24 protein-coding genes and 1 tRNA gene are annotated in these 24,723 nt (G+C 39.2%); 5 read left to right on the top strand and 20 right to left on the bottom strand.

Annotated features, from left to right (window positions below; genetic code table 11):
- Positions 1 to 893: 893 nt before the first annotated feature.
- From hpf to HZR21_RS04145, 3 genes are all read right to left on the bottom strand, one after another.
- On the bottom strand, positions 894 to 1,445 hold the full coding sequence (gene hpf / locus HZR21_RS04135; protein WP_180746567.1) for a ribosome hibernation-promoting factor, HPF/YfiA family: 552 nt from the start codon (positions 1,443 to 1,445) through the stop codon (positions 894 to 896).
- An 81-nt stretch (positions 1,446 to 1,526) separates the two neighbouring features.
- Positions 1,527 to 3,971, bottom strand: a complete 2,445-nt coding sequence (locus HZR21_RS04140) for an ATP-dependent Clp protease ATP-binding subunit (protein ID WP_180746568.1) — start codon at positions 3,969 to 3,971, stop codon at positions 1,527 to 1,529.
- Between the two features lie 54 nt (positions 3,972 to 4,025).
- The gene (locus tag HZR21_RS04145) at positions 4,026 to 4,448 is read right to left on the bottom strand and encodes a CtsR family transcriptional regulator (protein WP_180746592.1); all 423 of its coding nucleotides are present in this window, start codon (positions 4,446 to 4,448) and stop codon (positions 4,026 to 4,028) included.
- 578 nt (positions 4,449 to 5,026) lie between these two features.
- Here HZR21_RS04145 and HZR21_RS04150 point away from each other — a divergent pair.
- Genes HZR21_RS04150 through HZR21_RS04170 form a run of 5 tightly spaced genes read left to right on the top strand, consistent with a single transcriptional unit; the run spans position 5,027 to position 8,182 of the window.
- Positions 5,027 to 5,728, top strand: a complete 702-nt coding sequence (locus HZR21_RS04150) for an XRE family transcriptional regulator (protein ID WP_180746569.1) — start codon at positions 5,027 to 5,029, stop codon at positions 5,726 to 5,728.
- Between the two features lie 46 nt (positions 5,729 to 5,774).
- Positions 5,775 to 7,220 carry a Y-family DNA polymerase gene (locus HZR21_RS04155; protein ID WP_180746570.1) on the top strand — a complete coding sequence of 482 codons (1,446 nt, stop codon included), beginning with the start codon at positions 5,775 to 5,777 and terminating at the stop codon, positions 7,218 to 7,220.
- A complete protein-coding gene (locus HZR21_RS04160) occupies positions 7,217 to 7,387 on the top strand; it encodes a hypothetical protein (protein ID WP_180746571.1) in 171 nt (56 codons plus the stop codon). Before HZR21_RS04155 ends, HZR21_RS04160 begins: the two co-directional genes overlap by 4 nt.
- Before the next feature lie 46 nt (positions 7,388 to 7,433).
- The gene (locus HZR21_RS04165; RefSeq protein WP_180746572.1) at positions 7,434 to 7,823 is read left to right on the top strand and encodes a YbgA family protein; all 390 of its coding nucleotides are present in this window, start codon (positions 7,434 to 7,436) and stop codon (positions 7,821 to 7,823) included.
- Positions 7,820 to 8,182, top strand: a complete 363-nt coding sequence (locus tag HZR21_RS04170; RefSeq protein ID WP_180746573.1) for a TIGR02328 family protein — start codon at positions 7,820 to 7,822, stop codon at positions 8,180 to 8,182. The genes HZR21_RS04165 and HZR21_RS04170 overlap by 4 nt, the downstream gene beginning before the upstream one ends.
- Positions 8,183 to 8,276: 94 nt before the next feature.
- Here the strand turns inward: HZR21_RS04170 and greA are convergent, their stop codons facing one another.
- The 17 genes from greA to HZR21_RS04255 form a co-directional block, all read right to left on the bottom strand.
- Positions 8,277 to 8,759, bottom strand: coding sequence for a transcription elongation factor GreA (greA, locus tag HZR21_RS04175; RefSeq protein ID WP_003140218.1), 483 nt, complete (start codon positions 8,757 to 8,759; stop codon positions 8,277 to 8,279).
- Positions 8,760 to 8,869: 110 nt separating this feature from the next.
- Positions 8,870 to 10,507 (bottom strand): endolytic transglycosylase MltG, encoded by a 1,638-nt coding sequence (mltG, locus tag HZR21_RS04180; RefSeq protein WP_003140220.1) that lies wholly within the window; start codon positions 10,505 to 10,507, stop codon positions 8,870 to 8,872.
- Between the two features lie 133 nt (positions 10,508 to 10,640).
- Positions 10,641 to 11,225 carry a DNA-directed RNA polymerase subunit delta gene (rpoE, locus tag HZR21_RS04185; RefSeq protein WP_180746574.1) on the bottom strand — a complete coding sequence of 195 codons (585 nt, stop codon included), beginning with the start codon at positions 11,223 to 11,225 and terminating at the stop codon, positions 10,641 to 10,643.
- 221 nt (positions 11,226 to 11,446) lie between these two features.
- Positions 11,447 to 11,959: an adenine phosphoribosyltransferase gene (locus HZR21_RS04190; RefSeq protein ID WP_003140225.1), complete on the bottom strand. Its 513-nt coding sequence runs from the start codon at positions 11,957 to 11,959 to the stop codon at positions 11,447 to 11,449.
- A 1-nt stretch (position 11,960) separates the two neighbouring features.
- Positions 11,961 to 14,186 (bottom strand): single-stranded-DNA-specific exonuclease RecJ, encoded by a 2,226-nt coding sequence (gene recJ / locus HZR21_RS04195; RefSeq protein ID WP_180746575.1) that lies wholly within the window; start codon positions 14,184 to 14,186, stop codon positions 11,961 to 11,963.
- Entirely contained in the window at positions 14,183 to 14,914 is a 732-nt protein-coding gene (locus HZR21_RS04200; protein ID WP_180746576.1) for an SDR family NAD(P)-dependent oxidoreductase, read from the bottom strand. The genes recJ and HZR21_RS04200 overlap by 4 nt, the downstream gene beginning before the upstream one ends.
- Positions 14,911 to 15,852, bottom strand: a complete 942-nt coding sequence (rnz, locus tag HZR21_RS04205) for a ribonuclease Z (protein ID WP_180746577.1) — start codon at positions 15,850 to 15,852, stop codon at positions 14,911 to 14,913. Before rnz ends, HZR21_RS04200 begins: the two co-directional genes overlap by 4 nt.
- A 95-nt stretch (positions 15,853 to 15,947) precedes the next feature.
- Positions 15,948 to 16,019, bottom strand: a tRNA-Arg gene (locus HZR21_RS04210).
- Between the two features lie 132 nt (positions 16,020 to 16,151).
- Positions 16,152 to 17,048 (bottom strand): SPFH domain-containing protein, encoded by an 897-nt coding sequence (locus tag HZR21_RS04215; protein ID WP_003140230.1) that lies wholly within the window; start codon positions 17,046 to 17,048, stop codon positions 16,152 to 16,154.
- The gene (locus HZR21_RS04220) at positions 17,045 to 17,719 is read right to left on the bottom strand and encodes an HIT family protein (RefSeq protein WP_180746578.1); all 675 of its coding nucleotides are present in this window, start codon (positions 17,717 to 17,719) and stop codon (positions 17,045 to 17,047) included. Before HZR21_RS04220 ends, HZR21_RS04215 begins: the two co-directional genes overlap by 4 nt.
- On the bottom strand, positions 17,706 to 18,959 hold the full coding sequence (gene hflX, locus HZR21_RS04225) for a GTPase HflX (protein ID WP_180746579.1): 1,254 nt from the start codon (positions 18,957 to 18,959) through the stop codon (positions 17,706 to 17,708). The genes HZR21_RS04220 and hflX overlap by 14 nt, the downstream gene beginning before the upstream one ends.
- A complete protein-coding gene (gene miaA, locus HZR21_RS04230) occupies positions 18,946 to 19,839 on the bottom strand; it encodes a tRNA (adenosine(37)-N6)-dimethylallyltransferase MiaA (protein WP_180746580.1) in 894 nt (297 codons plus the stop codon). Before miaA ends, hflX begins: the two co-directional genes overlap by 14 nt.
- A 188-nt stretch (positions 19,840 to 20,027) precedes the next feature.
- Positions 20,028 to 21,176: a tyrosine-type recombinase/integrase gene (locus HZR21_RS04235; RefSeq protein WP_180746581.1), complete on the bottom strand. Its 1,149-nt coding sequence runs from the start codon at positions 21,174 to 21,176 to the stop codon at positions 20,028 to 20,030.
- A gap of 68 nt (positions 21,177 to 21,244) precedes the next feature.
- Positions 21,245 to 21,469 carry a hypothetical protein gene (locus tag HZR21_RS04240; protein ID WP_061774851.1) on the bottom strand — a complete coding sequence of 75 codons (225 nt, stop codon included), beginning with the start codon at positions 21,467 to 21,469 and terminating at the stop codon, positions 21,245 to 21,247.
- 105 nt (positions 21,470 to 21,574) lie between these two features.
- Positions 21,575 to 22,090, bottom strand: coding sequence for a hypothetical protein (locus HZR21_RS04245; protein ID WP_167839571.1), 516 nt, complete (start codon positions 22,088 to 22,090; stop codon positions 21,575 to 21,577).
- A 3-nt stretch (positions 22,091 to 22,093) separates the two neighbouring features.
- Positions 22,094 to 23,152 (bottom strand): phage tail tip lysozyme, encoded by a 1,059-nt coding sequence (locus tag HZR21_RS04250; protein WP_180746582.1) that lies wholly within the window; start codon positions 23,150 to 23,152, stop codon positions 22,094 to 22,096.
- A gap of 112 nt (positions 23,153 to 23,264) precedes the next feature.
- The coding region (locus tag HZR21_RS04255) for an ABC-2 family transporter permease (protein WP_180746583.1) at positions 23,265 to 24,723 on the bottom strand (1,459 nt) is incomplete at its 5' end.

The following is a 24,723-nucleotide window of genomic DNA, read 5'->3' on the forward strand; positions in this document are numbered from 1 at the left end:
TCCTGTATTTTCTTATCTATTCTCTAAGTTAGTATTAGTTATTTCTAGTGGCATTGACGGGAATTGAACCCTTCCAAGTCATGACTTGGTTACCAAACTTTGTCATAAGTGGAGGGACTTGCCCTCCGAATGTGTTGCTTTTTTAAGCTCTTATTTCGCACCATATTCAGTTGAGACAACATCAGTCCAGCTTGTAGACGTTGTATTGTTTGTATCATGGTTGACAACATCACTAAAGAAGGCGAAGATTTAACCTGTGATGATTGCGATTGTGGCTAAAAGTGCAGCTAGGATGAGCCGACTTTTTCTTTTGTTTTGGGTGTTTGCGTTAGTCATAGTAGTTTCCTCCATTTTTTATTGTCGTAAACGATTGCGATAGGTTGCGGCTGCCTATTATGGCGGGCGAAACTTGCGTCCTTTTCTTCTCATTGAACTCCCCTCCTCTAGTACTTTCTCATGATTCAATTAATCATTTACTTAGAAAACAAAACTGAACCCTATTCGTGGCAGACTAAAAGTCTACCCCAAATAGGGTTCAGTTTTGACGTATCATTGAAAAAAGTGTATGCGAAATTAAGGCAAAAGATACCTGTGTGTGTGTGTGTGTGTGTGTGTGTGTGTGTGTGTGTGTGTGTGTGTGTTATCATATTCGCCACCTTCTGTCAAGTTTTTTATGAGATTTTTTAGACTTATTTAGTCTTTTGTCTCGTTTATCAGACTATTATTTTTATAGAAATACTCTCATATAACTTAAAGTATCCTTAACCTTATTTTAACACAACCACCACTTAATCACAAATGATATTAAGAAAAATATCATTTAATTCTTAATAGACGCAAAAAATCCGACACGGCGTGTCGACTTTTAAGTTTATCATACTAATGAGGAGATATTAGTTGGTTTCAATCAGACCGATGTTACCATCTTCGCGACGGTAAACGATGCTTGTCGCACCTGTTTCACCATCTGTAAAGATGAAGAAGTCATGGTCGATTAAATCCATTTGAAGCACTGCTTCTTCAGCGTCCATAGGTTTCAAATCGATGTTCTTAGTCCGAACGATTTCGATGTTTGATTCTTCGATTTCTTCTTCTGGTGCCAAGTCAACAAAGGTTTCAAAGACTTTACCAGTTGCAATGTGGTTACGTTTCATTTGCACTTTTGTTTTGTATTTGCGAATTTGGCGTTCCAATTTTTCTTGAACCAAATCAACTGAGCCATACAACTCTTGAGAGGTATCTTCCGCACGAAGTGTAATGTTTTTAGCTGGGATTGTCACTTCAACTTTTGACGTTTTTTCAGCGTAAACTTTAAGATTAACGTAGGCAGTCAGCTCTTGATTTTCAGTAAAATATTTTTCAAGTTTGCTGATTTTTTCTTCAACGTAGCTTCGGATGCTGTCTGTTACTTCGATGTTTTCACCGCGAATGTTAAATTTAATCATAATAGTCACCTCTTTATCTTTTATACTCTTATTATACCGTGAAAACGTTTTTTTCACAAATATTTTACAATACCTTTTTGACTAATCGGTCACTTTAAAGGTGAGTTCGCCTTTGTAAACACCGACTGAGACTGTATTCCCAGCTTTAATATCACCAGATAAAATTTTATCAGAAAGCGGGTTTTCCAGTTTCTTCTCTAAAGCTTTTCTAATTGGCCGAGCGCCATATTCTGGCTCAAAGCCACTTTTAGCGATAAGCTGATAGGCATTCGTTGATAATTTTAGAGTGATATGACGAGCTGCCAAGCGTTTAATCAAAGGCTTAGCCATGATTTTCACGATGTCTGATAGTTCCTGCTCAGAAAGTGGGTGGAAGACGATGCTCTCATCGATACGGTTGAGAAACTCTGGGCGATACCGTTTTTTCAACTCTTCTAAAATTCTAGACTTCATGGCGACGTAGTCGGTAGAGGCATTTGCTGCCCCAAACCCGACAGTCTTATCATCACGCAGAGAGGTCGCCCCCAAGTTACTGGTCATAATGATGATTGTATTTCGGAAATCAACCTTGCGCCCCTTACCGTCCGTGATAAAGCCGTCATCAAGGATTTGGAGCAAGAGATTAAAGACATCTGGGTGAGCTTTCTCCGCTTCGTCAAATAAGACGACGGCATAAGGCTTGTTGCGCACCTGCTCGGTTAGCTGACCGCCCTCGTCGTAGCCGACATAGCCAGGAGGTGCCCCAACTAAACGGCTGGTATTGAATTTTTCCATGTATTCGCTCATGTCAATGCGAATCATGCTGTTTTCATCGCCGAAAACGGTCTCTGCCAAGGCTTTGGCAAGCTCTGTTTTTCCGACTCCGGTAGGGCCTAAGAACATGAACGAGCCCATTGGACGTCTGTCATCTGAGATGCCTGAACGGCTGCGACGAATGGCACTTGCAACAGCGGTAACGGCTTCGCTTTGTCCGATAACCCGTTTGTGGAGTTCTTTTTCAAGATTAACCAGGCGAGTCATTTCGCTTTTACTCATCTGTGTGACTGGCACACCAGTCAAGTTAGAGACGACCGCAAAGACATCTGATTCACTCACGCGCGCTGACTGTTTTTTAACCGTCAGTTTTTCACGTTTAGAATCGAGTTTTTGCAGGTCTTGATTGATGCTTTTAGCTTGGACAAAATCTTGATTGATAATCGCCTCTTGTAGCTGTTCATCAAGTTGTACGGCTTTTTTATCTAGCTTGCTTTGCTCAGATAGATTGTTTTTAGCCGAAATTTTAACGGCTGCAGCTGCTTCATCAAGTAAGTCAATGGCTTTGTCAGGGAGTCTGCGACTTGGCATATAGCGAACGCTAAGCTGAACAGCTGCCTTGACAGCATCTGAATCAAACTTGACTTGATGATAGGCTTCAAATTTGCTTTGCAGGCCTTGTAAAATAGCAATCGATTCATCTGCTGACGGTTCTTCGACCGTAACTTTTGCAAAGCGACGTTCCAGAGCTGCATCTTTTTCGATGTATTTTTGGTATTCATTAAAAGTTGTCGCACCAATTAGCTGAAACTCGCCACGCGCTAGTGCAGGTTTCATAATATTTGAGGCATCCGTAACGGAATCTGTACCGCCACCAGCACCAACAATAGTATGCAATTCGTCAACAAAAACAATTGTTTTTGCATCTTGACTGACTTCATCGACAATAGCCGTCATGCGGTCCTCAAATTCCCCACGGAATTTCGTACCAGCAACGACATTAGCGATATTGAGTGACATGAGTCGTACGCCTTCCATATTGGCAGGAATATTACCGTCAATCATGCGCTGTGCGAGTCCCTCGATAATAGCTGATTTACCAACACCAGGCTCACCAACAAGGACAGGATTATTTTTCGTACGACGACTCAAAATATGAATCACGCGCTCGATTTCCTTATCACGTCCAATCATCGGGTCAATGCGACCTTGTCTGGCATCTTCTGTCACATCACGCGCCACTGAATCAAGGGTCGGTGTGATACTCGTCGCCGAAACACCTGATGCGATATCACGTTTACCCATTGGTGTGACAGCTTTTTTCGTTATTTTTTTAACGTTCATATTGCCAAGCTCAATCAAGTCTTTGAGAATTTCAGCGATTTTGATTTTATGGAGCTCCAAGATTTTCTTGGCAACATTGTCATCATCTGTCAAAATCACATAGAGAAGATGCTCAGAACCTGTTTCTGCTAGGTGATTTTGTGCGGCAAGTGCATCTGCTTCAAGTAAAAGCTGTTCTACCTTAGGTGAAAACTGAATTGCTTGCACTGATTTTGTTGTGTCAGGTAATTGATGCTGTTCGATTTCATCAAGCGCCATCTCAATCGTCACATCGTGGTCTGTTAGAATGTTTTGGCCAAAGCTATCGTTGCTTGATAGAATTCCCGCCAAGATGTGTGACGTTTCTGCGTAATCATAACCATTGCCCGCGGCAAAAATGCGAGCAGTTTTGAGGATATCTTCAAGTATGCGTGTATAATTTTGTGTCATTTATCGTTATTTTCCTTAGTTCTATGGTCACAAGAGACTGGCTCTGCCACTCCCTTAGTCCATTTTATCCAGTCGGTGAATCATTGAGGTTAATAAAATGGCGCGTTGTAAGTCTGTCACGACTGGGTGACTCAGCGTTGCAAGCAAGAGATTGCCTTCGTGCTCTGTCACGATTTTTTCGTTAAACATCAATTGCATGAGGTCTTGTGCCATGCTGACGGTCATTTTTTCTGGCATTTTATTCAAAATGTCCATTAAGAAATCATGCGCATCCGAATATTGAATTCTGACAATTCGAATATAACCGCCACCGCCACGCTTACTTTCAACTTCAAAGCCTTTTGGTAAGGTAAAGCGCGTCTTAATGACATAGTTAATCTGACTCGGCACAACGCCAAAATGCTCCGCAATTTCTGAGCGTCGAATTTCAATCTCTGCTGCCTGAGAAAGTAGCTCCTTGAGATACTTCTCTATCATATCTGATGTGTTTTTCACAATTTCTCCTTTCTGCTATTTTACTTCGTAAAATCTTGAAACTTAATCGACACTATCACTCCGCCTTAGCGAGCTCGTCCATTAGAAGTCCTTCTGTGATGTCATGTCTGATATTTTTCTGACCTTGTTTGACCATTGTATCATTTTTTAATTTTTTTTGCTACTTTCAAGTCCTTTAAAACCTATCTTAAAAGGCTTTTAACAACCGTTTAACTCGCACGCTCTTGCATTGTTTAGTGAGTCATACTTAGCAAAAAATTGTTAGAAAAACAGCAACGTGATTGGACGAAATTCGCATTCTTTTGGCAAAACAATGCGAAATTGGTCAAAAAAAACAGTAAATTTATGCGAAATCGGTATTGTTTTGGCAAAACAATACGAAATTGGTCATCCCAAATATATTTAGGATGCCATAGACTATCAACTCACACCAATACACGTACAAGTTAGTTCTAAAATTAAAAAATAATAATTTCTGAAATATTTATTGACTAAATTTCAAAAATAGATTATCCTAGTGGTAAGTAAAAAACTTACCACAATTTAAGAAAGGTTCCGCCATGAGTTTAAGTCAAAATCTAAAAAAACTAAGACTAAGTCATCACTTGAGCCAAGGGGAAGTCGCTAGACAACTCGGCATTTCAAGACCTGCCTACGGCTTTTGGGAAAAGGGCACTGCTCATCCCAAAAGAGACAATCTTGAAAAATTAGCCAAGCTTTTCCAAGTTGATGTCGCAGACCTCACCCAAGATAGCAGATCAGACTTACTGAGTATCTACGACACCTTGAACCACCAAAGGCAAGATAAAGTCTTAGCCTACTCAAAACAGCAGCAAGCAGAGCAAAATAAAGAAAATGCAACAGAGCCCTTGCTACACCTCGTCCCCAACAAAGTCTATGAGAAACTATCCGCTGGAACAGGTTACGGCTATTTCGACGACGGCACCTACGACATTGCCTATTCCGACAAAGCCTACGACTACGATTTCGCCTCTTGGGTCTTTGGTGACTCCATGACTCCTGAATTTGAAAACGGCTCCGTTGCCCTCATCCGCCAAACGACCTTTGACTACGACGGTGCCGTCTATGCCGTTGAGTGGGACGGTCAAACCTACATTAAACACGTCTACCGCGAAAAAGACGGTCTGCGTCTAGTCTCCACAAACCCAGAATATCCCGATAAATTCGCACCTTTTGACGAGTCACCACGGATTATCGGCAAAATCATCGGACATTTTATACCGATAGAGAAAAGGGACTAAGACTCAGACACCGAGAGCGTACAGCAGCATTTAGAAAGGACAGGGGATGATAACACCAGATTTCGATTACACCAAAGAACAGCACAGAGCAATTGCTTTCATTGACATGAAATCTTTTTATGCCAGTGTCGAATGCGTTGAGCGTGGATTAGACCCTTTGACAACCTCACTTTGTGTCATGAGCCATGCGGATAATTCAGCTGGTTTGATTTTAGCTAGCTCGCCTATCTTCAAACAAGTTTTTGGCAAGTCTAATGTTGGGCGCAGTCGTGACTTACCTTTTTACGTGACGACACGTAAATTTAACTATCAAAATTACTACAAGACAGTCACAAGGGATTGGCTCAATCGCGCACCTGAACCCACACCTTCACAAGTCGCATTCATTGAATCTTGGGCAAAACGCACGATCATGACGCCACCAAGAATGTCAGCCTATATTGATAAAAATATGGAAATCCAACACATCATCCAAAATTTTGCTGCGGTTGATGATATCTGTTGGTATTCTATCGATGAAGGCTTTGTTGATTTGACTGAATCCCTTAATTATTTTTATCCGGACAAAAATCTTAAACCCGCTCAAAAATTAGATACTATTAGCCACGACATTCAAACTGCTATTTATCAACAGACTGGCCTTTATGCAACTGTTGGCATGAGCATTGGTAATCCTTTATTAGCTAAGTTGGCCTTGGATAATGCTGCCAAGCATACAAAAAATATGCGGGCTTTATGGACCTATGAAACGATTGCTGATACGATTTGGAAAATTCCAGACATGACTGATTTTTTGGGGATTAGCAAACGAACCGCCAAACGCTTACGACGTATCGGTGTCAACTCTATCTACGAGTTAGCGCATACACATCCTGCTGTTTTAAAAAAAGAATTCGGTGTTCTGGGTGTGCAACTATTTTGCCATGCTAATGGCATCGATGAATCCAACGTTTCTGAAAAATATGAGGCAAAAATTAAGTCTATCGGTAACTCACAGACTTTGCCGCGGGATTATACGACGCAAGGCGAGATTGAGCTTGTGATCTCTGAGTTGGCGGAGCAGGTGGCGATTCGCACGCGTCGAGCTAAGAAGAAAACACAGGTGGTTTCACTCTATGTGGGCTATGGTTATTCTGAGGGTAAGCCGTCCATTCATGCACAGATGTCAGTTGAGCCGACAAATTCAACGCAAAAATTGACGCGGGCTGTTTTATCGCTTTTTCGGGAGAAATATGAGTCGGGTACGGTTAGGCGGATTGGTGTGTCTTATGGTCAGCTCTGTGAGGCTGATTTTGAGTTGATTTCCTTGTTTGAAGATCCTAAAAGCATACGTAAACAAGAGACAGTCCAAGATGTTATCGATATGATTCGAGAGAAATACGGCTTTTTATCGGTTCAAAAGGCCAATAGTTTAGCCAGCGGTTCACGTGTCATTGCACGGAGTAAACTCGTTGGTGGACATTCTGCAGGGGGGGTAGATGGTTTAACATGACAAGAGTAGATAGACATTATAGTCAGTTTGAGGAAATCAGACTGTATCAAGACCGTGGTATGATGAAGTGGCAGGGATTTTTCTTGTCCGAACATACGAGTGAGATTAAAAAAGATCAGGCACCACAGACTTACTATGCTTATCAGGTCATTGGGCAGTTGCTCTGAGTGATAAGAAGATAAAGGGTGCAAAAAAATAGTATAAGGAGAAATCATGACAGCTTGGCAAGTTAAGTGGGCAGAACATAAATATTGGGTCATGGCCCACTCACAACAGCTTTACAATCAAATCAGAGCACTCGCTAAAAACAATGAGTGGACAGATGAGACGACGCTCATATTTGATAAATTAATAGATGAGGCTGCACGACAAGCCCCAACGCGTAAAACGCTGACAACAGCCTATGAGCACGTTTGGGGATATTTCAAGAAGATAGCAACACCTGAAGAAAAGCGCACTTATCTGCGTTTCTTAGATGAATTAGAGGTTGATAACGATGATTTAGGGCCGTTTTTAAAAGGCTTGACATCAAAATATCAGGTGACATATTTGATGCAATCACGATTGATTCGTGAGATGCCGGAAAAGAGAGAAATAAAATGAGACTTTGGCACGAAAAGTTGCTGAGCCAATTACCACGCCAGCAATTACTAGGACAACACCGCGAGACGGCAGCACTAAGGGGTAAGGGTTGGGGCAAGAAACACGCCACAGTCAATTATGTCTTTGAGCATTCGCCTTACAAGCTCTATCAATATCATCTCTTAGTCATGGCTGAGATGACAGCACGTGGTTACCATCCAGATGAAAAATGGTTAGCACCAGATTATCGTGGGCTAAAATGCCCAAAATATGAGACGCTCACACCTTGTCCTCAAACAACTCCGATCTATCCTGAGCACAATCAAGCCTATTTGAAGGAGTGTCTGGAAAATCTAGAGAGTAAAGGTATTCTATTATAGTGCTTGGGGGTTAAACTTAGTACACGCAAACGAAACATACAAAAAGCCATCCGCTAATCCGGATGGCTTTTAATGTGTTCTTATCTCCTAACGCTTACTTAGAAGATACTTTGACAATTTTTACTTCCATTTCGCCAACAGGCAATGGAATCATGACTGTATCGCCAGTTTTACGGCCGATAAGTGCTGCCGCGATTGGTGATTCATTTGAGATTTTTCCGTTGAAGGGGTCTGCTTCAGCAGAACCAACGATTTTGTAAGTTTCTTTTTCGTCTTCCCCAACTTCAACAAAAGTGACTGTTTTACCAAGTGCTACTTCATTGCTTTTCACACCTGCATTGTCAACGATTTCAGCGTTACGAATCATTGTCTCTACTGTTGCGATGCGACCTTCGACGAATGCTTGTTCATCTTTGGCTGCTTCGTACTCTGAGTTTTCCGATAAGTCGCCGTAAGAACGTGCAACTTTAATACGTTCAACAACTTCAGCGCGTTTCACAAGTTTGAGATTGTCTAATTCTGCTTCTAATTCTTCAAAGCCCTCACGGGTCATTTGATAGGTTTTTGTATCTGCCATAATCTAAGATGTTGAGTCACTGCTTGTAGACACGTCTAACCCGATCCAATCACGTTAAACCTTGCCACAATTAATGAACCTCATCTCCTTTCCCTCTTTTAAATTTTTTCTTATTGTGATTCTTCTGTATCTGATGCTTTATTTTCTAGTTTGTCATTGACATATTTTTGAACATTCGCATCATGCTCGGCTTGTGTTTCTGAGAAGTAAACCTTACCGGTCGTCACATCTGCTACGAAATACAAGTCATTGTTGTCTGTCGGCTCAACTGCCGCCTTAATCGCAGATAGACTTGGGTTAGTCACTGGACCAGGACCATAACCTTGGTGAAGATACAAGTTAAACGGTGAGTCTAACGACGTATTCACAGCCGCATCCTCAGCCAAAGTAGTCTTTTGACCCAACTTACCTTCTGCATAAAGAATCGAAATATTCGAGCCCAAAGTCATGCCGACATTTATCCGATTATAGAACACTTGCGCGACATTACGTCGGTCAGCGTCATTATTGGCCTCTTTTTCAGTCAAGGCTGCGATAGACAATACTTCATTAACCGTCTTAGGATTAGGACCCGTTTTAATCGTTGCATAGTAAGGCTGTAGATTTTGATTCATCACAGCAATCATCTGCTCAACGACAGATGCCATTGTTGATTTCTTCGTGTACTCATAAGTCGCAGGGAAAAGATAACCCTCTAACTGATATTTCACACCAGAATCACTAGCCGGCAACGACTCGAAAAGTTCCGGATAAGTCGTCTTCATTTTCTCAATGAAGGCCGAATCCGTCACCACTTTCAAAAACTCGTCTTTGGTAAACGGCGTCTTATCTTTTTCTGACTTCGTCAACACATTATCCGAAATCTTCTCCGCCATCTGGTCAATGGTATAGCCTTCTGGAATCGTTATTTTTCCTAAAACGGGTTCAACAGGTTTCTCTGTCCCACCTTCTTGTAAAGTTTTCGCAATCTCTGTTAATGTCATGCTTGGTGACAGGTTATAAAAACCTGACTTAAAGCCAGTTAAACTTTTCAATTTCGTATAGTATTGAAAGGCAGTCGCATTTTTGATAACATGATTCTTTTCAAGAATTTGACCAATTTCCTTGCTGGCAGCACCGGTAGGAATTTCGATTGCCTTTGTAGACTTATCCGTCAAGCTATAAGGTTGAATCTCGCTCTTAACATATCTATAGCCTAAAAAGCCAGTCGCCCCTCCAACAACAAATAGGACGAGAACGACAATTGCAATAATCTTGCCTGCCAGTTTTTTAGATTTTTTCTTAGCTGAACGCGTATAACTTTCTTGCGATTGACGCGAGACCCTTTTAATATTTTTAATTTCTGCTGTATCCTCTATTAGTGAGTCTTCTTCCCCATGATTAAAAGACGCATTCGAAGTTCGACGCTTAGGTGTCCCAAATACTTCTGAAGAATCAGGCGCATCTTGAAACGCTAGCTCAGGTTCCGTCTCAGCCGGCCAGTCTTTCGATGCACGACTTGCACTCGAACGTGACCTGAACGGACGATCAGTTTTACCAAAGGCCTCATCATGAGTTGGCGTATCAGACAAATGCTCGGAATCCTGAGAACGATTGGTTGACTTAGGCGTAACTGACGTTTTTTTAGGCGCAGTAAAGCCAGTCTCTGATGCGACATCATCGAGAGATTGGCTAGCCTCTTCTAATTGGCGGAGAATTTTATCTTTAAACGTCTCCCGCTCAAATTTTTTCGTATCTTTTTCTACCAAATTAACAATCTTCTACTTTCGTAAGACACACTTGGCTAGATTCCACTAGATGAGGTGTCATGAGTTATCATTTTAGATTATACACGAAAATCCCTGAAAATCAAGAATTTAATAAAAAATATGGATTTCTCCATTATTTTTTAGTGACTAGATCGTCTTCTTCTTCATCTTCATCGTCATCTTCGTCGTCTACTTCTTCGATACCATCAACTTCGGCATCATCAATCTCAACTTCTTCAAGTTCGACATCAAAAGCTTCAACTTCGTCTTTTTCGTCATCTGGATTTTCATCGTCATAAGTGACATCCGCATCAGTGATGTTATCATCATCTTCTGGGTCATCATCACTATAGTCAATGTCAATACCGTCTACTGCAAAAGCATTCACTTTTTTACGTTTTTTCTTAGGGCGGTCGCCTTCGTCATCCAACTCATCAAGCGCTACAACTTCTTCATCAATTTCATCAATGGCATACCATGAACGTAAAGCCCAGACGTTATTACCAAGCGGGATGAAACTACCATCTGTATTTAATTCTGTATAAAAGCGTGACAGGCGGTCGCGAATTTCACTGTCTGATTTGCCAAGATAGTCTTGGATTTCGTTGACAAGGACGTTAAAGTCCATTTCCTTGCCTTTTTCTTCCAACATCGCGTGTGCGACTTCAATCATCGAAAGTTCTGACAAATCTTGATTTTCAAATGCTTTAATTTTCAATTTATTATCTCCATCAAACAAAGTATAGGGTTACCTCACGACATCATGTCTAAGATAAGCTATCTAGTTTATCTTACTCATTTAACTAAAGAAAGGAAACATTATTTTTGAGCTATTTTTTTGCCAATTCGGTCAATGATGAAGTAGCGGGAAATAGCCCCAAATGTTTGCTTTCTTTGGTTAATTGCGTATAAGACTATTTTACCATAAGATTAAGCATTTTAGTAATGCATGAGTACTTTATACGCATAATCGCCAATTTTTTCGCGACCATTGAGGTCATCTAGCTCGATAAGGAAAGCGCAACCTGCGACAATACCACCCAGTTGTTCAATCAACTCAATCGTTGCTTTAACTGTACCGCCTGTCGCCAACAAGTCATCTACGATTAGAACACGTTGCCCTGGTTTAATGGCATCTGCATGCATCGTTAAGGTATCAAAGCCGTACTCTTTTTCGTACTGCGCTTCAATCACTTCACGTGGCAATTTACCTGGTTTTCTAACAGGTGCAAAGCCTATCCCCAATTCAAAAGCAACTGGACAACCAACGATAAAGCCACGCGCCTCAGGTCCTACAATCATATCAATTTGTTTATCTTGCGCGTATTGCACAATTTCACGAATCGCATAGCTATAAGCATTACCATCAGCCATTAGAGGCGAGATGTCACGAAATTCAATCCCTTTTTCAGGGTAATCAGGAATCGTTGCGATGTAGTTTTTTAAATCCATTTTAGTTCTCTTTCAATTTATGATAAATGTCACTTACAGGCGATAATGCAAAGAAAGCTTGTAGTTTGACTAATTCTTGTAGTGCTTGATAAATTTGACTCTCTGAAATCTCACGTTTGGCTGCTGATTGATTGACAGTCATTAGACCATCTTTAATCGTTACAAATGCCAACTCTTCAAAAATCTGAACCATTTTAACTAGTAAAATGTCAGGGATATTCAGAAACTCAGCTAAGTTTTTAAGTTTATAACGCACATCAAACTCTGGATATTGATAAATCGTCTTATAAAACTTAGCAAACTGGTCACGCGTACCGCCACCCGTTAGATAATAGGCTTGCTTGATTTGATTTTGGAAATAAATCGCTGTAAAGTCATGTTCAGCAACGATTTTTTCTAACCTAGCTAAGGCATCAGTATCATTAGGCGTTTCCGCAATCACCAGAACCTCACTCATTATAGCATGATTTTCCGGTTCATTTGTGAAAATAAAGGCATTTTCTGGAATTTGTGTCTGATTTTGCTGATTTCTCAGGTCAATCAACTGGCTACCTTCAACTCGTGCATCTATAATCATCAACTGAACAGATGTATTACCGTTCCAAGTATTGACTGATAAAGTCACTGCAAGGTCTGGTGCTGTCTGCTCAAAGTCAAGTGTTTCTTGACCATGACCGAAATAAATTGCTTCTAACTGCGTTTTGTCTTGTTGAATTTTTAATTTAAGATGTGCATTTTGTTGCCCCATTGCACGACTTTGAATCACCTGATAACCACTCACCAAAAACTGAGGTTTAGGATTTTCCTGACCGAATGGCGCTAGCTGAGACAATGATTTAATCGTCTCCAAAGTCATATCAGATAGTGCAATTTCGTCATCCAAAATCAAAGTATTTTTCTCAGACATATCGATTTTATTTTGCTTAATAAAATCAGCGATAACAGCCTTAATTTCAGGTAGTTTTGCTAACTCAAAGGTCATGCCAGCTGCTTGGGCATGTCCACCAAAAGCAAGTAATAAATCACGATGATGTGTCAAAGCTTCAAAGATATTGAAGGCAGGAATTGAGCGTGCTGAGCCTTTTAAAATGCCATTTTCTTCTGATAACATGACAATCGGCTTACCTGTTTTTTGCAGTAATTGTCCTGCGATAATGCCAAGCACGCCAGGATTCCAACCCGTCTGATAAATAAACTGAACTGGACTATCATCCAACTGACTTTCAGCCTCTTGCATCATCTCAGCCACAATCGTTTTACGCTCAACATTTTTCTGGTCAATCATTTCAGCAATTTGACGGGTCTCATCTTCATCCCAACCTGTCAATAATTCGATAGCGGGATTTGGGTCGTCAATTCGACCGAGGGCATTTAGTCTTGGCGCAATTTGAAAGCCTATCGTTTCTTCGGTGATATCACTTGATTCAATCCCTGCTACTTTGAGCAAAGCTTCAAGACCAATACGCTCAGTATTTTTCAGAATTTCTAAACCAAATTTGACTAAAACTCGATTTTCATCAGTGAGTGACATCATATCGGCAATCGTGCCAATTGCAACTAAGTCGAGCATTTCTGAAGGGACATACTCTAACAAAGCACAAGCGACCTTAAAAGCAACACCACATCCTGCTAATTCTTTAAATGGATACTGTCCATCCGGATGTTCCGGATGAATAATAGCGTAGGCATCTGGTAATGTTTCTGGTAGTGAATGGTGGTCGGTGATGATAACATCACAACCACTTTCCTGCGCGTAAGCCACCGCTTCATGACCGGCAACACCATTGTCCACCGTAATAATCAGGCCAACCCCTTCATTTTCGATAAAATACTTATAAACATCTAAATTCGGGCCATAGCCATCGGTAAAACGATTAGGTAAATAAACCAGACTTTCAGCACCGATTTCATCTAGTGCTGTTTTCATAATACTCGCACTCGTCATGCCATCCGCATCGTAGTCGCCATAAATTAAGATTATCTCTTGATTGGCAACCGCCTGACGGATACGCTCGACTGCTCGGCTCATGCTATAAAATAAGAAAGGGTCATGCAAATTTTCAAGTGACGGATTTAAAAAGGTTGTTAAGTCTTCTTCTGTTCGAACTTGACGTTTCCAAAGCAATCTAGCTGAAAGATCATCTAGTTTTTGTTTTTTGACTAACTTGACAAAATCATCTGACGGTTCATCCGTATTGATTTGCCAATCATAGGTAGGTGTAATCATTTTAGATTAAAAAACCTCCGTGTTATTTTATCTGCTAGACTTGGAAAATTCATTGAAAAAATGCGAGCCAAGTTTAGCTGCCAAGGTAAATTTAATTCTCGCTTATTAGATTCGAGATGGTGAACAATTTTTTTTGCAACAAATGTTGCAGTCACCGCATTTTTCCCAACTTTTTCCAAATACTCAGGATTTGCGGCATGAAACTTAGTTAAGACAGGACCAGTATTGACAACTAAGACCTTAATATTAGCATCAGCGACTTCTTGACGTAGCGCATTTGAAAAGCCACGGACAGCAAATTTCGTTGCGGCATAAGTGGTCGTTTTTGCTGTCGCCATGTAACTTGCAATAGAGGCAATATTAATAATCTGTCCCGAATTCTGTGCTATCATATCTGGCAGAAAAGCACGTGTGATGTGCATCGTAGCTAAGACATTAATATCAAACATTCGACGCATATCATCAGTATGGTCGGACAAAAATGGCTTAAAATAACCATATCCCGCATTGTTAATCAGAACATCAATCGCCCCAAACTGCTCTGAAATATGTTGACACGTCGCATTTACAGCCGTTTCATCTGATAAATCGACTTGATACAGGTGCTCTGAAATATCTGTTAGACTGCTGACATCTCGCGATAATAAAATTAAGCGATAGTCCTGAACCTGCTTGGAAATTTCACGTGCAATATCACCTGTCGCACCTGTTATCAGCAAATTTTTCATGGCTGAATCACTTCTTCATACAAGTCTTTGACAACATAACTATTCTCAAAAGTCTGCTTTGCCTCTTTAACAAGCTGTGTCACTAAAGGACCAACATAACGAGCTGAAATGTGTGTCAGTAACAAGCGCTTGACGTGCGCTTGTTTGGCAACCTCAGCCGCTTGTTGTGTCGTCGAATGGCCATGACTTCTAGCAACTTTAGCCTCACTAGCTTCGTAAGTCGCCTCATGTACGAGCACATCACTACCAATTGCCAGACGAATCGCTTGGTCTGTCTGGCGTGTATCCCCTAGTATCGTCACCACACGGCCTTTTTTATCTGGGCCTATAAAGTCTGCGGCTTTAATCAATTCACCGTTGACTTCAATATCTTGACCATTTTTTACCTTGCCAAAAAGTGGGCCAAAAGGAACACCTGCGGCTTTAAGCGCTTGCGCATCTAGCTCGCCTTTTTTGTCTTTTTCGACGATTCGGTAACCCATACAATAAATTGTGTGGTCGAGTGTCGCCATATGGACTTCGAAGGTTTCGTCTGAGTAGATTTTTCCAGCATGACTGGCGTCTAGCTCATGAAAATTAATCCGATAGCTGAGTTTACTGCCTGATAGTCTGAGCGAGGTCATGACATAGTTTTTGATGCCGACTGGCCCGTAAATATCTAAATTTTGCGGTTGGTCGTCTGAGGAAGAGGTCTGAAAGCTTCGACTAGACAAAAAACCAGGCAACCCAAAAATATGGTCGCCATGCATATGCGTGATAAAAATTTTAGTAATTTTTCGCGGGCGAATACTCGTCTCTAAAACCTGGTGTTGGGTGGCTTCACCACAATCAAATAGCCAGATTTCATTACGCTCAGCAAGTAATTTCAGCGCAATTGAAGTTACATTCCGTTGCTTGGCTGGTTGTCCAGCTCCCGTTCCCAAAAATTGTATTTCCATGGTTTCCTTTCGCTCTTCAAGCTTATGACACCTTTAAAAATATAGCTTTAACGCTTTGCAATTATTTCTAGAGATGCCTTTATAAAAGAAAAAAATCCGTCCTGAGGGAATCGAACCCCCATCTCAAGAACCGGAATCTTACGTGATATCCATTACACTAAGGACGGAATTTTTGTTTGACAACTACTATAGTTTAACAAATTTTCCGCTAAAAGGCAAAAAAACTTCTCCGTTTGGGAGAAGTTTCTCTGATTTAACAATTGATAACAAACTGTAACTATACTTCTACGCTTTCAGGCTTAACCTTTAGCTTGTAGTGCTGTCAAAATTTGTGTGCGAATATCTTCGATGCCATCAGGTTGACTTGGTAAGAAGACAGATGAGTTACCATTATTAGCAAATTGGTTCAAGGTATCCAAATATTGGTTGGTCAGAAGAATTGACATGATTTGATCTTCTGAAATATCCACGCCAGTTTCTTTCATTTCCTTGATTGAAAGAGCTAAACCATCAACAATCGCTTTACGTTGCTCAGCAATCCCGACCCCGTGAAGGCGGTCTTTTTCAGCATCAGCTTCAGCTGCTGTCACGATTTTTATCTTGTCAGCATTTGCGAGCTCTTGTGCTGCGACACGTTTACGTTGTGCCGCATTGATTTCATTCATGGATTGTTTCACTTCAGCGTCTGGTTCAACTTTTGTAATCAAAGTTTTCACGATGATATAGCCATAAGTTGACATTTCTTCAGCCACTTGACGTTGGACTTCGAGGGCGATTTCATCTTTTTTCTCGAACAATTCATCCAAGGTTAATTTGGGTACACTAGAACGTAAAGCATCTTCAATGTAAGACTTAATTTGCTCACCTGGATTCATCAGCTTGTAATAAGCGTCTGTCACGTTCTGTTCATTCACCCGATACTGCGTCGCCACCGTCATTTGAACGAAAACGTTATCTTGTGTTTTCGTTTCAACGTTCATATCGTTTTGGAGTAAACGGAGTTGTACGCGTGCTGCAATTCGGTCAATGCCAAAAGGTAATTTAAAGTGGAAACCTGAGTTTGCAATCGTCGTAAACTTACCAAAGCGCTCAATAATGACAACACTTTGTTGTTTCACGACATAAAACAAGCTCGAAAGACTCGCCAAAATCACAATGATAATGATGAGTAGAAAAATAAGGAATACTGCTGTCATTTTAAGCCTACTTTCTGGATATAAAGTGAAAATGTTCTATGACTGAATTGTACCATTTTTCGCTGACTAATGCTATGATTTACCAGTTTATCGTACTGTGCCAAGCCATCTGCAATATTCAAGGTAGTTATTTTAATATACGATTCATTTTCAGACTTAGTTGTCAGTTCATCCAGAGCAATCGCCTCATCGAACTTACCAAAGTCATGCGCCGCCATCGTTAGTCGGTCTTGCTCTAAACAAATGACATACTGTGGGAAAAGCTGAGCAATTTCAAATAACAGCTCATCTGTCATTGCTTCGTCAGGATTTTCACTAAAGACAATCGCTTGCCCATCAGCATTTTCATAGGCAAAACCAAAAGATTTACCCGATAAATTCAAACGAATAAAGCGAAAAGTCGGAGCATGGCTCGCACCTTCTAAGTCAAAACTAGGTGTCGCCGAAAAACTCTTAAAGGTCGTTGACAGCTCTAAAAAGTAGTCTGTCGCAACTTCTGGTCCTTGTTTTTGATACAATTCTGCAAAATAAGCATTAATCACACTTGCCGGCGGACAAATATAAGTTAACTTCTCCTGCTCTGTTTCTAAAGCTGCCAACCGATTGGTTAACAAAACACGGTCCATAGCCATAAAACCGCCTGATTTAATCGCTAACTCAACATAATCCATCTTCTACTAACCTCCATTTTTCTCGCTCAGTAATACCACCTGACACATGGTAAGTCTCAGTCTCATCTTCTGCGACAACCGTATCAATTAAAGCAATTTTTCTAAGCATTGGCAATCGATACGCAGCCTCATAAGGTAACGTCAATTCAAAAGGTACAAACAGTTCCTTAATTTTAGCAATAATAGCCTGACGCAGTTGCTGAACTCCCACCTCTGATTTAATTGAAATCTGAACATTCGGCAAAATAGTTGGCGCAAAATCATCTGCCAAATCCAATTTATTATAAACAGTCAAAACCGGAATATCCGACATTTCCAAATCTTTCATGATGCTTTCAACAACATCCTCATGAATCTTATGATTGGAATCTGACGCATCAATCACGTGTAGCAATAAATCCACGTTTTTCGACTCCTCAAGGGTCGATTTAAAGGCCTGCACTAGCTCCGTCGGTAAATCCTGAATAAACCCAACCGTATCGGTCAATGTGACTGTAAATTCATCTTGTAGTGAAAAGTCCTTGGTCGTTGCATCCAAAGTCGCAAATAATTCATCTTGTTCATACTGAATTTTTTGCGTTAAGGCATTAAAGACTGAGGACTTTCCTGCATTGGTATAACCGATTAATCCCAATTTAAAGACACTTGATTGATTGCGTTTTTGGCGGCTATTTTCTTGGACTTTCTCAGCCTTTTTAAGTTGTGCCTCAATGATTTCAAGGCGGTGACGAATATGTCTGCGGTCTGTTTCCAATTGACTTTCACCTGCACCACGCGAGCCAATACCACCCGCTTGACGACTGAGTTCTAATCCCTTACTCCCTGACAAACGTGGCAGTAAATATTTCAACTGTGCCAATTCGACCTGCAACATGCCGACGTGCGATCTCGCTCTAAGGGCAAAAATATCTAAAATCAACTGCATCCTATCGATAACTTTAACACCTAGAAAGCCTTCTAGATTAACATTTTGTCGCGGTGTCAATTTTTCGTTAAAAATGACCATGTCAGCTTCATCAGCTTCTAAGTTATCTTTGATTTCTTGGAGTTTACCAATCCCGACTAAGTATTTCCCGTCTAGTCGTTCTTTCTTTTGCGTGAAAACTGTCGTCACCACCGCACCAGCTGTCGCTGCTAAACTAGCTAATTCTGTCATAGATGCTTCAAAGGTTTGATTATTATCAAACGTTTCAACACCCACTAGGACAACTTTTTCTTGCATTTTCTCAGTTTTTATCATCTAAAAACCTTTCTATTTTTCGCTCAACCTGTTCTTTAAAATCTGGTGCCAAAATATCCTGAAAATCAACAGCCATCCTATTTTTGAACCAGGTGATTTGTCGCTTGCTGTATCGTCTCGAATTTTGCTTAACAGCATCAACCGCAGCCTGTAACGTGATTTGTCCATCAAAATAAGGAAAGAATTCCTTATAGCCGATAGCACGCGCCACCTGTGCTTCTCTAAAGTGCTCATAAAGCATTTTAGCCTCATCAAGCAGACCTGCTGCCATCATCAGTTCAACACGGTGGTTGATCCGCTCATATAAGACTTGGCGTTCCGTGTTTAACCCGATAATTAGATAATCATAATCTGATTTTTTATTTTCTAGCTGCTCACCAAATTGAGCAATTTCTAGAGCTCTAATCGCACGACGACGATTCAATTCTGGTATCTCAATCTGATGTGCATCAAGTCTTTCAAACAGTTGATCATCTGTTAATAACTCCAGTTCTTCACGCAAGGCTCGCATCTCCTCATGATGCCCCACACCACCCAAATGATAACCTTCTATCAGGCTTTGCAAGTATAGACCTGTCCCACCCACAATAATCGGCAATTTGCCACGTGATAGTATATCAGCAATTGCTGTATTAGCTTGGCTTACAAAATCATGCGCACTAAATGTTTCTGTAAGCTCACGCACATCAATTAAATGATGTCGTACAGCAGCTTGCTCACTTTCTGTCGCCTTTGCAGTTCCAATATGAACTTCTTGATAAACTTGTTGACTATCGCCATTAATAATTTCGCCGTTATACTTTTGGGCAATATCGATTGACAAAGCAGTTTTACCTACTGCTGTCGGTCCTGCAATGATTAAAATTTTATTTTTTGTCAAATTTTTCACTTTTTTCATTTTTTTGTTATGATTAAATTATATCATATACAAGTATTCATAGATACCCATATATACTCATAATCATTGATATAAAAGGGTTTATCCACTATTTAAATTGAGATGTAGTACATAGATATTCACAGATACGTAACGCTAACCAAGCTTTTTGGTTAGTTTTTGGTTAGTAATCACAACTCCAAATTATTCAGTTTTTCATCTACATCTTCTTTCATTTTTTTAGTAACATGAGTGTAAATTTGTAATGTCGTTTTTTCATCTTTATGACCTACACGTTCCATAATTGTCTTAATAGGAACTCCTAACTCAGTCAACAAACTAACATGAGAATGTCTTAACATATGACTTGAAAACATTTCAGGTTTTTTATTTTTTATGTTTGCTTTTTTAGCTATTCTTTTTAGATATATATTTAATGTATCAGGATTAATCAAAGTACCTGTTAAGCTCAAAAATACAAACAATTCATTTTTCCTTTTTACCTCAGTATTCAATTGCTTCATAGTAATCAAAATTTCAACACACCTATCATTAATTGAAACAACTCTATATGAATCAATCGTTTTAGGTGAATTTAGCTTAAATTCCATAATACTTGTTGAGTTCTTATCTAAAGTGTATTTTATATACAACTTTCTATCAATTAAATTTATATTTTCCCACATCAAAGCCAATGCTTCCCCAATTCTCAAGCCTGTCAAATACATAAACTCTATCAAGCAATTCATTCTAACTTCACGAGGAGTTACTTCAAATGACTGTTTGAATTTTTTCATCTCATCAATTGACAAAAACTTTTCTCGTTTTTTTTGAATATCTTCAATAGTTTTTCTTTGTTTTGGCAATTCTACACGTTCAAGCGGATTATATTCAATATAACCTAACTTTAAAGCATATTTAAAAAACAAATTAATCAAAGATTTTTGAGATTTTTTGTAACGCAACGAATTATTACTTGACATAAAATATCTTTGAAAATATTTTGCAGAAACATTATTTATCAAATCATCAAGAATGTTTTTTAAAACACTATTTAACATCACAGATTGAACAGCATATGTACTATCCTTTAACTCCTGCTTCCTAAATATTTTGTACTCATCATACACTTCTCTGACTTTCAATTTTTGAAATTTCTGTTTTTGCTTATATCTTTCATCATGTTCAAGTATTTTTTTGTCAATCTTAACCCCAAGCCTTCGTCTCGCTTCTCCTTGTGCCTGTCTAGTTTTAGAACCCAAAGTAACACTTACTTGCTTCCACTTACCCTCACTCTCATCATAGAATTTTTCATAATAACGATATTTACCATTATCCAATCTTTTAAGAAACAATATACCCCACCTTTCTTGGTATATCATTAGTTGAATACACTAATTATACCATTTCATTTATGCAACTGACTTTCTTTGTATTTCAAATATAAAAAAAAGCCTTTAGCGTTAATTAAAGTCATTTGTGATGTTGGTCTTGAAATTATTTCTTTGAAATCATCATTTTTATTAATATCTCGCATATATCTTTCAAGAGTACTCTTATGAATAGCAGGAAAAAACTTTTCTAACAACTGTTTTTTTGTAAAAAGTTTATCTGGAAAATTGTTTATATCCATATTTCTTTCGCTCCTTTCTTTTGTATTTTATATACCTTGCATATAACGAACATGCACCGCCCACATTGTGAGTGTTCTACAATTAAACTAAAGGTACGCTAATATTTAAATACAGCCCAATAATTGAGCTTTAGATTGTTTGTTTAACCAATGAAATGTGCCAAGGTCTCGAACTTTAACCATAATTTGCGGTAAGCTAAAGCCAAACTCAGCCAATTCATCAGTATAAGACACTAAATATCTGACACAATTATCAATAGAGACACAGAAACTATAGACAACATCTTGATAGCGCCTATCTAATTCTAGTAATTCTAAAACATAGTCAGACCAGACACTGATTGTCTTGTCGTCCACACTTGAGTGGCTTTCAATTGTATCAGGATTGAGTTTATTCAACTTATCTTGTATCGCTTGTTTTGCTTCAAGACACAATAAATCAATTTGTTTTTCATACTTGATGAGCAACTCACACCATGCTAAAATTTCATTGATTTTGGCATAAGGCGATAGATACAAGTCTTTTTTAAAACTTGCGACTTTTTGCTCAAAAAAATTGAAGTCCTCTATCATCTGGACTTCATCATTCATCGCTCGCATTCTAAATTCTGTTAAATTCATTGATTATTTCCCCTCCACATACCAAAATTGCTTAGCTTCATCAGCTGAAAATGTACGATAAGAAACAGTCAATGGTGGTAGACCTGTCACATTCATTTCTGAAATTAAAATAGAGCCATCATCTTTGACTTGTTCTACAAATGCCACATGACCATATGTTGGGTCAGAACCTGCTTGACCTTGTACAAAACTTAGGGCAGTATGGAGTTTAGGCTCATGAGACACAGAATAGCCAGCCTTGCTTGCCCAATCGCCACCATTGCCCATGAAACTATCAAACTTAATGCCTAACTGATAAGCCCTGTTATAGACGTACCACGTACATTGTCCTTGTGGATATGAACCAGAGCCATTATAGGCTTGACCGCTAAATGGTGTCTCTACTTCCCATCCATTCGGAATACTTGCGTACATCACACCATTGACAGACTGCCCATTTTCGCTACTAAAGCCTACATGATCTTTGAGTAAGTCATACCACTTTTGGGCATCATCTTGGAGCTTGTCAGCCTTTGTTTGACCGTCACTTAAAGCGACACCCTCATAATATTGTGACCAGTCTAAACTCGCTTGTCTAGGGTCAGTAGAGACACTTACAAGGTCTTTTGTTCTCTTGTATGCACCGTTTAGTTCAGCAGACATAAGTTTTAACTCAACGTCCATTGACAGTGTTCTACTTTCAGCCTTAGACCAACGATTGCCATTGACCGTATTAGACCAACCAGACCATTGAAAGATACCTGCCACACCACCGCCGATATTTTCGGCTTTAGGGTCAAAGCCTGACTCCCTTTCAGCTACTGCTAAAGCACCACTTGCACCTTGAATGCTAAAGCGTTCTTTACTCATAAGATAGTTAGCTATATCAATAACATTTTGAGCCTTTTCTTCTGAGATATTAGCCTTACTTGCTAGGTCTTTTGATGTGATGTTTAGACTACCCGCAGAACTCGAAAAACTATCCGCACTTGATGAAGTGCCACCTGCCACAATGACAAGTAAAAATATAAAAAAAATAGGTATAAACATACCTATCAGAAATAAATGTTTTTTCTTTTTCATTTGATTTTCTTTCTAGGTATGTTGATACCTCACTTTTTCTTAAATAAACTAGCCACAAACCAAACAGGGATAGCGATTATCCCTACAAAAATAGTTTTGATGATTTTCATAATTATTTTCCTTTCCTTTCAATAATACCGCTATCGAAAATACCACGTTTTGCGTTGGCGGTTTTGATTTTAATATCACGTTTTTGACTATTGTCAGAAGTCGGAAATTTAGGCTTTTCAGTAAATAGTTCTTTACTCAAACGATCGACTTGACCTTTCTTTCTAGCTTTTCTAGTTGAAAGGTCATTTTTAATGCCGTCTGAAAATTTACCTTTGAGTTCATCTTTTCGTTTCTGATAATTGATAGCTTGTGAAGTTTTATTTCTCAAAGTCTTATTTTCAGAACGCTGTATTTTATTGCTATCAAATTTTGCAATTTTCTTTTCAGCTTCATTTTTAGGCATTAAACCAACAGAACTTGAAAATTTAGTTTTCAATTTATCTTTAGAATCAGTCAGAGCTTGTTTAGTATCTGAAAAAGCACCTTTTGTATTTTCCCACTTACCTTTTAAGTTGCTCATTGTCTCTTTTCGTTTAGCTATGGCAAGTTGTTTAGCTTTTTCATCTTGACCGAAACGCAGGTTGTCACTTGTTTTAACAGCACCTTTGACACCTTTTTTAGTGAGCGTTTTGCCAACAGTACCTGCCTTTTTCAGACCGTCAACTTTGCTTTTCGACATTTGATTATGAGTAGATAGACCATTACTTGATAGACTACCACTAGAAGTTGAGAGAGCAGGTGTTTTGTTAAAGTTAAATGGATTTTTGGCATTAGACAGACTTGGTAATGACTTGACAGAATCAAGACTACCTTTTGCCAATTCAGAAACACTTTTCTTAGCTGTATCAAATAGAGAAGTCAATTTATTTCTTTGTTTCCACAAAAGGAAATACAAAGCGAACTGTATGAAAATTGAAATATAATATGAATGTGACACATTTCTAAATGCCATTTCCACAAAGCTATTAAAGATAAGCCCCATTTGCACACCTAATAGACCAGATACTGATAAAGCCGTAAACACGACGATTCTTTTTGCTAAATTACCAGCCATATGCTCAAACTGAGGTAAGATAGACAAGACTAATATAATAGGTGCTACAAATATCGCAAAAACAACAATTAACTGTAACACCCACGTGTACATTAATGTACCAACTGTAATCACAGTTAAAACAAAACCTTTAAACAGAGAAGCTAATGCAACCATAAATTTATCGGCTATACTTGAAAACCCTAATTTTGTGAAGCCAGCTTCTTTATTTTTCTTAGCATATTTACTAACCGAATCAGTATCGCCTTTTGTTGCAAGTAATGCCGTTTGTTCACTTTGTACCGAATTTTCAGGTAACTTATTGGTATCAAAGTTCATTTCCTTAAAGGGTTCTTTGACAATGACATTAAATAATTGTGTTTTCAAAGCATTAATTGTACTATCAGACACCTTATCATTTGTCGTTGAAACATTAGCCGTGAAATTGGTTGTAGAAGTTTTTTCAGTCGTATCATTTGCGATTGTT

The organism is Pseudolactococcus laudensis, from assembly GCF_013449735.1.
In the GTDB taxonomy this organism is placed as follows: Bacteria; Bacillota; Bacilli; order Lactobacillales; family Streptococcaceae; genus Pseudolactococcus; species Pseudolactococcus laudensis.

Excerpts from the sequence above, each read along its gene's own strand:
- hpf (WP_180746567.1), bottom strand. The coding sequence starts at position 1,445 with ATGATTAAATTTAACATTCGCGGTGAAAACATCGAAGTAACAGACAGC.
- HZR21_RS04140 (WP_180746568.1), bottom strand. The coding sequence starts at position 3,971 with ATGACACAAAATTATACACGCATACTTGAAGATATCCTCAAAACTGCT.
- HZR21_RS04145 (WP_180746592.1), bottom strand. The coding sequence starts at position 4,448 with ATGATAGAGAAGTATCTCAAGGAGCTACTTTCTCAGGCAGCAGAGATT.
- HZR21_RS04150 (WP_180746569.1), top strand. The coding sequence starts at position 5,027 with ATGAGTTTAAGTCAAAATCTAAAAAAACTAAGACTAAGTCATCACTTG.
- HZR21_RS04155 (WP_180746570.1), top strand. The coding sequence starts at position 5,775 with ATGATAACACCAGATTTCGATTACACCAAAGAACAGCACAGAGCAATT.
- HZR21_RS04160 (WP_180746571.1), top strand. The coding sequence starts at position 7,217 with ATGACAAGAGTAGATAGACATTATAGTCAGTTTGAGGAAATCAGACTG.
- HZR21_RS04165 (WP_180746572.1), top strand. The coding sequence starts at position 7,434 with ATGACAGCTTGGCAAGTTAAGTGGGCAGAACATAAATATTGGGTCATG.
- HZR21_RS04170 (WP_180746573.1), top strand. The coding sequence starts at position 7,820 with ATGAGACTTTGGCACGAAAAGTTGCTGAGCCAATTACCACGCCAGCAA.
- greA (WP_003140218.1), bottom strand. The coding sequence starts at position 8,759 with ATGGCAGATACAAAAACCTATCAAATGACCCGTGAGGGCTTTGAAGAA.
- HZR21_RS04190 (WP_003140225.1), bottom strand. The coding sequence starts at position 11,959 with ATGGATTTAAAAAACTACATCGCAACGATTCCTGATTACCCTGAAAAA.
- recJ (WP_180746575.1), bottom strand. The coding sequence starts at position 14,186 with ATGATTACACCTACCTATGATTGGCAAATCAATACGGATGAACCGTCA.
- HZR21_RS04200 (WP_180746576.1), bottom strand. The coding sequence starts at position 14,914 with ATGAAAAATTTGCTGATAACAGGTGCGACAGGTGATATTGCACGTGAA.
- rnz (WP_180746577.1), bottom strand. The coding sequence starts at position 15,852 with ATGGAAATACAATTTTTGGGAACGGGAGCTGGACAACCAGCCAAGCAA.
- HZR21_RS04215 (WP_003140230.1), bottom strand. The coding sequence starts at position 17,048 with ATGACAGCAGTATTCCTTATTTTTCTACTCATCATTATCATTGTGATT.
- HZR21_RS04220 (WP_180746578.1), bottom strand. The coding sequence starts at position 17,719 with ATGGATTATGTTGAGTTAGCGATTAAATCAGGCGGTTTTATGGCTATG.
- hflX (WP_180746579.1), bottom strand. The coding sequence starts at position 18,959 with ATGATAAAAACTGAGAAAATGCAAGAAAAAGTTGTCCTAGTGGGTGTT.
- HZR21_RS04240 (WP_061774851.1), bottom strand. The coding sequence starts at position 21,469 with ATGGATATAAACAATTTTCCAGATAAACTTTTTACAAAAAAACAGTTG.
- HZR21_RS04245 (WP_167839571.1), bottom strand. The coding sequence starts at position 22,090 with ATGAATTTAACAGAATTTAGAATGCGAGCGATGAATGATGAAGTCCAG.
- HZR21_RS04250 (WP_180746582.1), bottom strand. The coding sequence starts at position 23,152 with ATGAAAAAGAAAAAACATTTATTTCTGATAGGTATGTTTATACCTATT.